The organism is Pseudomonas sp. Y24-6 (assembly GCF_020295325.1).
Lineage (GTDB): Bacteria > Pseudomonadota > Gammaproteobacteria > Pseudomonadales > Pseudomonadaceae > Aquipseudomonas > Aquipseudomonas gregormendelii.
Genome location: NZ_JACBXG010000003.1, coordinates 497,616 through 509,446, shown reverse-complemented (window position 1 = coordinate 509,446; position 11,831 = coordinate 497,616). Strand labels below are relative to the sequence as shown.

Genomic DNA, 11,831 nt, shown 5'->3' with positions numbered 1-11,831 from the left:
TTACAGGAAGAAGTCCAGGCGAAAGTAGATCGGCGCTTCACGCTCCGTCATCGCGGCCGGGCGTTTCAGGGAATGGGCGAAGGTCACGCCGGCAGACAGGTGCTGGCCGCGGGCAAACAGCTCCAGCGAATGGCTGGAGAGCCGCCCGTGCTGATCACCGTTGTAGCGCTCGTGGGTAATTACGCCTTGGTCGTAGCCCAGGCTGGCGCCGTATTCGGCCAAGGCCGGGCGTAACCAGGCCAGGGTCAGCGGGCGCGCCCAGCGCAGGTCGTTGCGCCAGTAGGCGCCGCTGTCGCCGCTCAGCTGCTGGTCCTTGAAACCGCGCAGCGAGGACGCGCCGCCGAGGCTGATGCGTTGCGCGCTGAACAGCACATCGTCGGTGTGCTGGCCGGTGACCAGGCTGGTGAAACTCAGGGACTCGCCCGCCAGGATGAAAGGCTGCAGGTAACTGGCGGTGGCGGTGTACTTGCGAAAACGCGCCTCGGGTTCACCGGGGCCGGGATGCCCTGCGCTTTGCGCGTCGAAAGCGCCAATGCCCTGTTGCAGGCCCAGGTCGAAGTTGATGAAGGCGCTGGCGACCCGGCGACCGTGGTTGATGCCCCACTGCAGCTCGCTCAGCCGATTGCTGCTCAGGTCCAGGCGGCTGTCTTCGATGTAGGCGTTAGTGCGCAGGTGCGCGACACCGAGGCTCATCGAGGTTTTGCTTAAAGCGTCGCGATGGATCACCCGTTCTGCGCGCAGCAGGTGGTGCTGGCTGTCGCCCGATTGCTTGAAGTTGAAACCGTTGGCCTGGACCTGCGAGCGGTAATCGCTCTGGCTGTAGCTGTAGCTGAAGTTCCACCAACCCCAGGGCAGGCTGTAATAGAGCATGGCGTTTTGCGAGGTCTTGCGCCGATCGCTGACGGCATCGTGGCCACCGCGCAGCACCAGTTGATCAGCCAGGCCCAGGGGGCTGTCCCATTCCAGGGCGGTGCCCCATTGCTGTTCGCCAGTGGATTTTTGCCCGTCGTTGTTGCGCGACACGCTCGCGCGCCAGGGTTTTTGCGCCGTGTTCTCCACCCTGACCCGCGTGCCGCCCACCTGCGCGCCCGGCGCCAGCTCCATGCGGGCCTGGTTTGATGGCAACCGGTTGAGCTGGTCGACCAGTTGCTCGATCTGACGCAGGTTCAACAGCTCGCCATCGGCACCGGGAAACGCCATGGCCAGTTCACGCGCCGACAGCCCGCTGTCCTCTGCGCGGTCCAGGCCTTCAAGCGTGCCTTCGACCACGAGCACCCTGAGGTGGCCGCTGGACAGGTCCTGTTGAGGCAAATAGGCGCGACTGGTGACCAGCCCGCTGGACAGGTAGTACTCGGTGATGACCTTGAGCAGCTCATTGAGCCGGGCCACGCCCAGGCATTGGCCGAGGTAGGGTTTAAGCAGGCGCAAACGCGCGCCGGCGGGCAGGTGCCCGGCGCCCTCGATGTCGATCGTGTCGATGGCAAAGCACCGGGAATCAGCAGGCATGGCCGGTTCGTCTGGCGTGCTCGGGCTGCCGGGCAGCGCTTTGAGCTCTTCCAGCCGCTGGCGCTGCTCTTGCAATAAGCGATTCTGGCGATCACGGATAATGCCTGATCGCCGGGATTGGTAACGGGCGCGGCCAAAGTGCTGCTGATAACGCTTATATAAATAAACGAAACGCACATAAGGAATTGCGCCCTCGACAGTAATGAGGGCAACTTGGAGAACCGGGTAATAAACGAGGGGTGCTAAACTAACACTGTGATTGGTACTCGCCACCCCTTGAAACAATGCCGCTGGAGACAACGGGAACATTCCTACATACAGCGGTTAAGTTTTCCTACAGAAATTACTTACGCTTTGTTCCTGCATAGTTTTTTCGCCCAGTAGGTGCTTTGCAGGCTCTATTCAATATTCACGCTATGCGTGAGGCTAAAAACAGTCAGTAAATATTTAAGAGTCGTCGTCATTCTCAACTTTTATGAAGTCCGATCGCGGCCCGAGCCTTCGGCAGCTCCTACCGGGGGGCTTTGTTTCATTTCGCGGGATCTGGTTGGCTGGCAGGCAGCCATCGCTGGCAAGCCAGCTCCCACAATGGGCTTGGGTTCATTTCGCGAGATATGGTGGCTGGCAGGCCGTCTTTGCTGGCAAGCCAGCTCCCACAATGGGCTTGGGTTCATTTTGCGGGATCTGGTGGTTGTGGGGCCGTGGGCAATAAAAAAACTCAACAAATTCCACGCCCTGCCGAAACCCTGTGAAAGCCTCACGGATTGAATATGCCATGCGTAATAACCAGCCCATCACTCAACGCGAACGGACCTTCCCGGCTCAGCAGCGGTTGATTTCCACGACCGATGCCAAGGGCGTGATTTCCTACTGCAACGACGACTTTGTCGAGATCAGCGGGTTTTCGCGTGAGGAACTGATCCGTGCACCGCACAATCTGGTTCGTCATCCTGACGTGCCATCGGCGGTGTTCGCGCATATGTGGGGCACGCTCAAGCAGGGTCAGCCCTGGATGGGTATCGTCAAGAATCGCTGCAAGAGCGGTGATCACTATTGGGTTAACGCCTATGTGACGCCGATCTTCGAAGGCAATCAGGTAATTGGTTACGAGTCGGTGCGGGTCAAGCCGACGGCCGAGCAGATCCGGCGTGCCGAGGCGTTGTATCAGCGGCTCAATCAGGGCAAGTCGGCGGTGCCTGCCAGTGATAAGTGGCTGCCGGTTCTGCAGGACTGGTTGCCGTTCATTCTGGTGAGCCAGTTGAGTTTCATGATTGGCGCCACGTTGACGTCGCAGTGGGGCTTTGCCCTTGCCGCCGGGCTGTCGGTGCCGTTGGGCCTGATGGGCTTGAGCTGGCAGCAGCGCGGGTTGAAGCGTTTGTTGCGTTTGGCTGAGCAGACCACGTCCGATCCGTTGATTGCGCAGATGTACACCGACAGCCGTGGCGCACAGGCGCGGTTGGAGATGTCGATTTTGAGTCAGGAAGCGCGTCTGAAGACCTGCCTGACCCGTTTGCAGGACACGGCCGAGCATCTGACCGATCAGGCCAGGCAGTCTGACACCCTGGCGCACAACAGTTCGACGGGCCTTGAGCGTCAGCGGGTTGAGACCGAGCAGGTCGCGACTGCGGTGAACCAGATGGCGGCGACGACCCAGGAAGTGGCCAGCCATGTGCAGCGCACGGCGGATGCGACCCAGGAAGCCAACCGCCTGACGGGGCGTGGTCGTACCATTGCCGGGGAAACCCGTGATGCGATTCAGCGGCTGTCGGTGGTGGTTGGGGAAACCGGGATGACGGTGACGCAGCTGGCCAAGGACAGTGACGAGATCGGTGGTGTGGTGGATGTGATCAAGGGTATCGCTGACCAGACCAACCTGCTGGCGCTGAACGCGGCGATCGAAGCGGCGCGTGCCGGTGAGATGGGTCGTGGGTTTGCGGTGGTGGCGGATGAGGTGCGGCAACTGGCGCAGCGGACCAGTGAGTCCACCGGGCAGATTCATGCCTTGATCGCCAAGCTGCAGCAGACGGCCAGTACCGCCGTGCAGACCATGGAAGCCGGGCATCGTCAGGCTGAGGAAGGTGTGGCGCGGGTGCTGGAGGCGGATCAGGCGTTGGTGGGGATCAGCGAGGCGGTGGCGAACATCACCGACATGACGACGCAGATTGCGGCGGCGACGGAGGAGCAAAGTGCTGTGGCTGAGGAGATCAGTCGCAATATCAGCAATATTTCGCAGCTGGCGGATCAGACGTCGGAGCAGGCGCAGCATTCGGCGTTGTTGAGTGAAGAGCTGACGAAGACGGCGAGTACGCAGTATTCGTTGGTTGAGCGGTTTAATCGGTAGGTCAAGGTCAAGGTCAAGGTCAAGGTCAAGGTCAAGGTCAAAAGATCGCAGCCTTCGGCAGCTCCTACGGGGGGGTGTATGAGCAGAAACCCGGGGAGCTTCCGGGTTTTTTGTGGCTGATCTGGAAGTGATGTTGCCTGTTGGGGCCTCATCGCGGGCAAGCCCGCTCCCACAGTGGATTGTGGTGTTGCACAAATCCTGTGGGAGCGGGCTTGCCCGCGATGAGGCCCATACAGCCACCGCAGATGTCACTGAAGGAAACTGGCAACCTTCTGCGCAGCAGCGGCCAGATGCTGTTCGTGGGTATGCCCCGAAGCCTTCAGCGGCTTGAGGTCATGATCCCCCGCCACCAGCCAGAACACCTCGATGCTCGATGACAATTTGTACCCCTCAACGGTCTCCCGGTTGCCCAGCGCATCCCGCTCTCCCTGCACAATCAGCGTACGGGTCTTCAAACCGGCCAGGTGTTCCACCCGCGGTTTTTCCGGTTTGCCCACTGCGTAAAACGGATACCCCAGGCACACCAGCGCATCCGCGCCCAGTTCATCCGCCAGCAAACTCGCCATCCGCCCGCCCATGGACTTGCCGCCAATGGCCAGTTTGCCGGCGACATGGGGTCGCACCAAGGCATACACCTCATGCCAACATTCCAGCAGTTTGGGTGCCGGATTTGGCGGGCGTTTGCCGCCGTCGATACGCCGTTGCGCCATGTAGGGAAACTCGAAGCGCAGCACGTTGACCCCAAGCGCAGCAAGGCGCGCCGCCATGTCGTTCATCCAGGCGCTGTCCATCGGCGCGCCGGCGCCATGGGCGAGGATCAGGGTGGGCGAAGCCGCCGCTGGGGCGGCGTTCCATAACCAGCCTTTTTCCTGCACACACTGCGCCCATTGATCCCCGTCAATACTGGCCTTGTGCTCTTTGTCCATGCTTGCCTCGCTTTTAGTCTGCCTATAACTCCAGGCGAAGGACGCGCTGCCTTGTCGCACGCGTGCTCACTTCGGCTGAACCGTGGATGGGGAACCATGAACACTTCTATCAGTACCGCCTACAACTACAAGGTGGTCCGCCAATTCGCCATTATGACGGTGGTGTGGGGCATCGTCGGCATGGGGCTCGGGGTTTTTCTCGCGGCCCAATTGGTGTGGCCCGCGCTTAACTTCGATTTGCCGTGGACCAGCTTCGGGCGCCTGCGCCCGCTGCACACCAACGCGGTGATCTTCGCCTTCGGCGGTTGCGCCCTGTTCGCCAGTTCGTTTTATTCGGTGCAACGCACCTGCCAGACGCAATTGTTTGCGCCAAAAATTGCCGCGTTCTGCTTCTGGGGCTGGCAAGTAGTGATCCTGCTGGCGGCGATCAGCCTGCCGCTGGGTTACACCAGTTCCAAGGAATACGCCGAGCTGGAATGGCCGATCGACATTCTGATCACCATCGTCTGGGTCGCCTACGCGGTGGTGTTCTTCGGCACGATCATGCAGCGCAAGACCAAGCACATCTACGTCGGCAACTGGTTCTTCGGTGCGTTCATCATCACCGTGGCGATTCTGCACATCGTCAACAACCTTGAGCTGCCGGTGAGTTTCACCAAGTCCTATTCGGTGTATGCCGGTGCGACCGATGCGATGGTGCAATGGTGGTACGGCCACAACGCCGTGGGCTTTTTCCTCACGGCCGGCTTCCTGGGCATGATGTATTACTTCGTGCCCAAGCAGGCCGAGCGGCCGGTGTATTCCTATCGCCTGTCGATCGTGCACTTCTGGGCGCTGATCACCCTGTACATCTGGGCCGGTCCGCACCACTTGCACTACACCGCGCTGCCGGACTGGGCGCAGTCGCTGGGCATGGTGATGTCGCTGATTCTGCTGGCTCCAAGCTGGGGCGGGATGATCAACGGCATGATGACCCTGTCGGGTGCCTGGCATAAGTTGCGCAGCGATCCGATCCTGCGCTTCCTGGTGGTCTCGCTGGCGTTCTACGGCATGTCGACCTTTGAAGGCCCGATGATGGCGATCAAGACCGTCAACGCCCTCTCCCACTACACCGACTGGACCATTGGCCACGTACACGCCGGTGCACTCGGCTGGGTGGCGATGATTTCCATCGGCGCGCTGTATCACATGATCCCGAAAATCTTCGGTCGGGCGCAGATGCACAGCATCGGCCTGATCAACGCGCACTTCTGGCTCGCGACCATCGGCACCGTGCTGTACATCGCCTCGATGTGGGTCAACGGCATTGCCCAGGGCCTGATGTGGCGTGCGATCAACGAAGACGGCACGCTGACCTACTCCTTCGTCGAAACCCTGGTGGCCAGCCACCCGGGCTTCGTCGTGCGCCTGGTAGGCGGCGCGATCTTCCTGAGCGGCATGTTCCTGATGGCTTACAACACCTGGCGCACCGTACGGGCCTCGCAGCCTGCCGACGTCGCCACTGCCGCGCAGATCGCCTGAGGAGTCCGCGATGAAACACGAAACAATCGAGAAAAACGTCGGCCTGCTCATGCTGTTGATGGTGCTGGCCGTGAGTATCGGCGGCCTGACCCAGATCGTGCCGCTGTTCTTCCAGGACGTGACCAATAAGCCGGTGGAAGGCATGAAGCCCTACACCGCGCTGCAGCTGGAAGGACGCGACATCTACATTCGGGAAGGTTGCGTGGGTTGCCATTCGCAGATGATCCGGCCGTTCCGCGCCGAAACCGAACGCTACGGGCACTACTCGGTGGCCGGCGAGAGTGTGTGGGATCACCCGTTCCTGTGGGGCTCCAAGCGTACCGGGCCGGACCTGGCCCGGGTCGGCGCCCGCTACTCGGATGACTGGCATCGCGCGCACTTGTACAACCCGCGCAACGTGGTGCCCGAGTCGAAGATGCCGGCCTACCCATGGCTGGTCACGCAGGCGGTCGACAGCAGCCATACCGAAACCAAGATCCGCACCATGCGCACCCTTGGCGTGCCGTACACCGATGACGACGTCAGCGGCGCGGTGGCCAGCCTGAAGGGCAAGACCGAGATGGACGCCCTGGTTTCTTACCTGCAAGTGCTCGGCACTGCCATCAAGAGCAAGAGGTGAGTGATGTTTGAGATGAGCACTGGAATGATCCGCGGCCTGGGCACGGTCGTGGTGTTCGTGGCCTTCGTCGGCCTGACGCTGTGGGTGTTCAACACCAAGCGCAATCCGGAATTCGCCGAAGCGCGCCTGCTGCCGTTCGCCGACGAACCGCAACCTGACAGCCCACCAGAACCTGCAACAACAAGGAGTACCCGGTCATGACCACTTTCTGGAGTACGTGGATCTGCGTACTGACCATCGGCAGCCTGATCGGCCTGACCTGGCTGCTGATCGGCACGCGCAAGGGCGAGACCAAGGGCAGCGTCGACCAGACCATGGGCCACAGCTTCGACGGCATCGAGGAGTACGACAACCCGTTGCCGCAGTGGTGGTTCATGCTGTTCGCCGGCACGTTGGTGTTTGCCGTCGGTTACCTGGTGTTGTACCCGGGCCTGGGCAATTGGAAAGGCATCCTGCCCGGCTATGAAGATGGCTGGACCGGGGTGCACGAATGGGAAAAGGAGATGAACAAGGCTGACGCCAAGTTTGGGCCGATCTACGCCAAATTCGCGTCGATGCCCGTGGAAGAAGTGGCCCAGGACCCGCAAGCACTGAAGATGGGTGGCCGCCTGTTCGCCTCCAACTGCTCGGTGTGCCACGGCTCGGATGCCAAGGGCGCGTTCGGCTTCCCCAACCTCGCCGACAGCAACTGGCGCTGGGGCGGCGATGCCGAGATGATCAAGACCACGATCATGGGCGGTCGCATGGCGGCGATGCCGGCCTGGGGCGAAATCCTCGGTGAAGCCGGCGTGAAGAACGTGGCCGCCTACGTGCGTCACGACTTGGCAGGGCTGCCATTGCCAGCGGATACCAAGGCCGACCTGCAAGCCGGCCAGCAAGCGTTCAGCACCACCTGCACGGCCTGTCACGGCGCGAGTGGCCAGGGCACCGAGGCCATGGGCGCGCCGAACCTGACGCACCCGGCCGGCTTTATCTATGGCACCAGCCTGACGCAGCTCGAGCAAACGATTCGTCATGGTCGCCAGGGCCACATGCCGGCGCAGAATGAGCTGCTGGGCAACGATAAGGTGCAACTGTTGGCGGCTTATGTGTACAGCCTGTCCCACGGTTTGAATACCGATCGTTTGCAGGCTGAAGGCAAACGCGAATAACTCTCGACCGCTCTACTGCCGCATTCGCCTGCATGCGGCAGTTCCCTGCCCCTTTGCGACCAAGTGTCGCACCCTTCCTTAGTACGCCTTTCGGTTCCCCGGATTCGGGTCTAAGCTTGCCCAGATGCGGACTGGCATGAGCCGGTTCCAGGTCGACCCGACGCGATGCGTTCGACGAATTCGCTCGATGACAGGCCGCAAAGGCTGGTAGATACCGGCTGTCGCGCAAATCGCCTGCTGTCCCCTGATCGTTGTGTTTGAACACACCCCGTTACATCTGACCTGACCCCCTCACCTCTTTCGTCTGCTGCGACATTTTGTCCATGGGCAATTTTGTCCTTACGCGGCGCATGGAAAGGCCGCAGAATCAGCTTTTGAAAGCATTGACCCAGGTCATGGCGCGTTGCAATGACCCCCCGCTTTCTACATACTTGCGGCCGATTTTTACTCCTAATAAAACACCCAAACCGTGGAACCTTAGAATGAGCACAGCAATCAGTCCGACTGCTTATAACTATAAGGTAGTCCGCCAGTTCGCCATCATGACGGTGGTCTGGGGGATCCTTGGCATGGGGCTTGGTGTATTCATTGCCTCGCAACTGGTATGGCCGGAATTAAACTTCGGTCTGCCATGGACGAGCTTTGGACGCCTTCGCCCGTTGCACACCAACCTGGTGATTTTCGCCTTCGGTGGTTGTGCACTGTTTGCCACTTCTTATTACGTCGTGCAGCGAACCTGCCAAACGCGACTGATTTCCGACAGCCTCGCCGCCTTCACCTTCTGGGGTTGGCAAGCGGTGATCGTCGGCGCCATCGTTACCTTGCCGCTGGGTTACACCACCACCAAGGAATACGCTGAGCTGGAATGGCCCCTGGCTATTCTGCTGGCCATCGTCTGGGTCACCTACGGTCTGGTGTTCTTCGGCACCATCACCAAGCGCAAGACCAAGCACATCTATGTGGGCAACTGGTTCTACGGTGCCTTCATCGTCGTGACGGCGATGCTGCACATCGTCAACCACGCTTCCCTGCCGGTCAGCTTCTTCAAGTCCTACTCGGCCTACGCCGGTGCGACGGATGCGATGATCCAGTGGTGGTACGGTCACAACGCGGTGGGCTTCTTCCTGACCACCGGCTTCCTGGGGATGATGTACTACTTCGTTCCGAAGCAGGCCGAGCGTCCGATCTATTCCTATCGCCTGTCCATCGTGCACTTCTGGGCGCTGATCACCCTGTACATCTGGGCCGGCCCGCACCACCTGCACTACACCGCACTGCCGGACTGGGCCCAGTCCCTGGGCATGGCGATGTCGATCATCCTGCTGGCTCCGAGCTGGGGCGGCATGATCAACGGCATGATGACCCTGTCGGGCGCCTGGCATAAGCTGCGCACCGACCCGATCCTGCGGTTCCTGGTGGTCTCCCTGGCGTTCTACGGCATGTCGACCTTCGAAGGCCCGATGATGGCCATCAAGACCGTGAACTCGCTGTCGCACTACACCGACTGGACCATTGGCCACGTACACGCCGGTGCGTTGGGCTGGGTGGCGATGATTTCGATCGGCGCGATCTACCACATGATCCCGAAACTGTTCGGTCGTGTGCAGATGCACAGCATCGGCCTGATCAACGCGCACTTCTGGCTCGCGACCATCGGTACCGTGCTCTACATCGCTTCGATGTGGGTCAACGGCATCACCCAGGGCCTGATGTGGCGTGCCATCAACGACGACGGCACCCTCACCTATTCGTTCGTCGAAGCGCTGCAAGCCAGCCACCCGGGCTTCATCGTTCGCGCCCTGGGCGGTGCGTTCTTCGCCAGCGGCATGCTGTTAATGGCCTACAACGTATGGCGTACCGTACGTGCCTCGAACCCGGCTGAAGCGGAAGCTGCCGAACAGATTGCTGTAGTTGGAGCTCACTGATGAAGCATGAAGCAGTCGAGAAGAATATTGGCCTGCTGGCCTTCTTCATGGTTATCGCCGTCAGTATCGGCGGCTTGACCCAGATCGTTCCGCTGTTTTTCCAGGACGTCACCAACAAGCCGGTAGAAGGCATGAAGCCGCGTACCGCCCTTGAACTGGAAGGCCGCGACGTGTACATCGCCAACGGTTGTGTCGGCTGCCACTCGCAGATGATCCGCCCGTTCCGTGCTGAAACCGAACGCTACGGCCACTACTCGGTCGCCGGTGAAAGCGTCTGGGACCACCCGTTCCTGTGGGGTTCCAAGCGTACCGGCCCGGACCTGGCCCGTGTTGGCGGTCGTTACTCCGATGACTGGCAGCGTGCGCATTTGTACAACCCGCGCAACGTGGTGCCCGAGTCGAAAATGCCGGCCTACCCGTTCCTCGTGGAAAACAAGCTCGACGGCAAAGACACCGCCAAGAAAATGGAAGTCTTGCGCACGCTCGGCGTTCCTTACACCGACGAAGACATCGCCGGTGCCAAGGATGCTGTGAAGGGCAAAACCGAAATGGACGCGCTGGTGGCCTATCTGCAAGGCCTGGGCACCATCATCAAAAGCAAACGGTGATTTAGATGGATATCGGGATGATTCGTGGCCTGGGCACCGTTGTCGTGATGGTGGCCTTCATCGGTCTGGCGCTGTGGGTGTTCAGCCCCAAGCGCAAGTCGGAGTTTGAAGACGCTACCTTGCTGCCTTTCGCGGATGATCCCGAAGCCATCAAGCACGTCGAGCAAGCTTCTAGGAGTAACAAAGAATGACTACGTTCTGGAGTCTGTACGTCACAGTCCTCAGTCTGGGCACCATCTTCGCCCTGACCTGGCTGCTGCTGTCCACCCGCAAGGGCCAGCGCGCCGAGCAGACGGAAGAAACGGTTGGGCACTCCTTCGACGGGATCGAGGAGTACGACAACCCGCTGCCGAAATGGTGGTTCATGCTGTTCGTGGGCACCATCATCTTCGCCCTCGGCTACCTGGTGCTCTACCCGGGCCTGGGCAACTGGAAAGGCCTGCTGCCAGGTTACAACTACCTGGATAACGAAAAGCAGACCGCGTTCGCCAACGGCCAGACCGGCTGGACCGGCGTGCACGAGTGGGAAAAGGAAATGGCCAAGTCGGACGCGCGTTTCGGCCCGATCTTCGCCAAGTTCGCTTCCATGCCTATCGAAGAAGTGGCCAAGGATCCGCAAGCACTGAAAATGGGTGGCCGCCTGTTCGCCTCCAACTGCTCGGTGTGCCACGGTTCCGACGCCAAGGGCGCCTACGGCTTCCCGAACCTGACCGACGCCGACTGGCGCTGGGGCGGCGAGCCCGAAACCATCAAGACCACCATCATGGGCGGTCGTCACGCGGTGATGCCGGCGTGGGCTGAAGTGATTGGCGAGCAAGGCGTGGCGGACGTGGCTGCCTACGTGCTGACCAACCTCGATGGCCGCAAGCTGCCGGAAGGCGCCAAGGCTGACCCTGCTGCCGGGCAGAAGCTGTTCGCGGCCAACTGCGTGGCGTGCCACGGTCCGGCCGGTAAAGGTACCCCGGCAATGGGTGCACCTGACCTGACCCACCCGGGCGCGTTCATCTACGGTTCGAGCTTCGCCCAACTGCAGCAGACCATCCGTTACGGCCGCCAGGGCCAGATGCCTGCCCAGGAACAGCTGCAAGGCAACGACAAGGTTCACCTGCTGGCCGCTTACGTCTACAGCTTGTCTCACGGTGAGAAAGCTCCGGCGGAAGATGCCCAGTAACCTTTGATGCAATAAAAACGGCCCCGCCCATGTGAATGGGCGGGGCCGTTTTGTTTATGGCCT

Annotated in this window: 10 protein-coding genes and 1 pseudogene; 9 read left to right on the top strand and 2 right to left on the bottom strand. The window is 60.8% G+C overall.

Annotated elements, in window-relative coordinates; all coding sequences use genetic code 11:
* Window positions 1-1,685: pseudogene (locus HYI44_RS08670) on the bottom strand (ShlB/FhaC/HecB family hemolysin secretion/activation protein).
* A 596-nt stretch (window positions 1,686-2,281) separates the two neighbouring features.
* Here HYI44_RS08670 and HYI44_RS08665 point away from each other — a divergent pair.
* Window positions 2,282-3,847 (top strand): methyl-accepting chemotaxis protein, encoded by a 1,566-nt coding sequence (locus HYI44_RS08665; protein ID WP_122838123.1) that lies wholly within the window; start codon window positions 2,282-2,284, stop codon window positions 3,845-3,847.
* A gap of 248 nt (window positions 3,848-4,095) precedes the next feature.
* Here the strand turns inward: HYI44_RS08665 and HYI44_RS08660 are convergent, their stop codons facing one another.
* A complete protein-coding gene (locus tag HYI44_RS08660; RefSeq protein ID WP_225569179.1) occupies window positions 4,096-4,773 on the bottom strand; it encodes an alpha/beta family hydrolase in 678 nt (225 codons plus the stop codon).
* A 96-nt stretch (window positions 4,774-4,869) separates the two neighbouring features.
* Between HYI44_RS08660 and ccoN (HYI44_RS08655) the strand changes: the two genes are divergently transcribed.
* The 8 genes from ccoN (HYI44_RS08655) (at window position 4,870) to ccoP (HYI44_RS08620) (ending at window position 11,768) form a co-directional block, all read left to right on the top strand.
* Window positions 4,870-6,294 (top strand): cytochrome-c oxidase, cbb3-type subunit I, encoded by a 1,425-nt coding sequence (ccoN, locus tag HYI44_RS08655; protein ID WP_122838121.1) that lies wholly within the window; start codon window positions 4,870-4,872, stop codon window positions 6,292-6,294.
* A gap of 10 nt (window positions 6,295-6,304) precedes the next feature.
* Window positions 6,305-6,913, top strand: coding sequence for a cytochrome-c oxidase, cbb3-type subunit II (ccoO, locus tag HYI44_RS08650; RefSeq protein ID WP_045057425.1), 609 nt, complete (start codon window positions 6,305-6,307; stop codon window positions 6,911-6,913).
* Window positions 6,914-7,114 carry a cbb3-type cytochrome oxidase subunit 3 gene (locus tag HYI44_RS08645; RefSeq protein WP_045057424.1) on the top strand — a complete coding sequence of 67 codons (201 nt, stop codon included), beginning with the start codon at window positions 6,914-6,916 and terminating at the stop codon, window positions 7,112-7,114. It abuts the gene before it with no gap.
* The gene (gene ccoP / locus HYI44_RS08640) at window positions 7,111-8,064 is read left to right on the top strand and encodes a cytochrome-c oxidase, cbb3-type subunit III (protein ID WP_225569178.1); all 954 of its coding nucleotides are present in this window, start codon (window positions 7,111-7,113) and stop codon (window positions 8,062-8,064) included. Before HYI44_RS08645 ends, ccoP (HYI44_RS08640) begins: the two co-directional genes overlap by 4 nt.
* A 482-nt stretch (window positions 8,065-8,546) precedes the next feature.
* Window positions 8,547-9,989, top strand: coding sequence for a cytochrome-c oxidase, cbb3-type subunit I (gene ccoN / locus HYI44_RS08635; RefSeq protein ID WP_122838118.1), 1,443 nt, complete (start codon window positions 8,547-8,549; stop codon window positions 9,987-9,989).
* Window positions 9,989-10,597 carry a cytochrome-c oxidase, cbb3-type subunit II gene (ccoO, locus tag HYI44_RS08630; RefSeq protein WP_009042961.1) on the top strand — a complete coding sequence of 203 codons (609 nt, stop codon included), beginning with the start codon at window positions 9,989-9,991 and terminating at the stop codon, window positions 10,595-10,597. The genes ccoN (HYI44_RS08635) and ccoO (HYI44_RS08630) overlap by 1 nt, the downstream gene beginning before the upstream one ends.
* 5 nt (window positions 10,598-10,602) lie before the next feature.
* Window positions 10,603-10,788, top strand: a complete 186-nt coding sequence (locus HYI44_RS08625; RefSeq protein ID WP_003175465.1) for a CcoQ/FixQ family Cbb3-type cytochrome c oxidase assembly chaperone — start codon at window positions 10,603-10,605, stop codon at window positions 10,786-10,788.
* Complete coding sequence (ccoP, locus tag HYI44_RS08620; RefSeq protein WP_122838117.1) at window positions 10,785-11,768, top strand: cytochrome-c oxidase, cbb3-type subunit III; 984 nt, start codon at window positions 10,785-10,787, stop codon at window positions 11,766-11,768. The genes HYI44_RS08625 and ccoP (HYI44_RS08620) overlap by 4 nt, the downstream gene beginning before the upstream one ends.
* Window positions 11,769-11,831 lie beyond the last annotated feature (63 nt).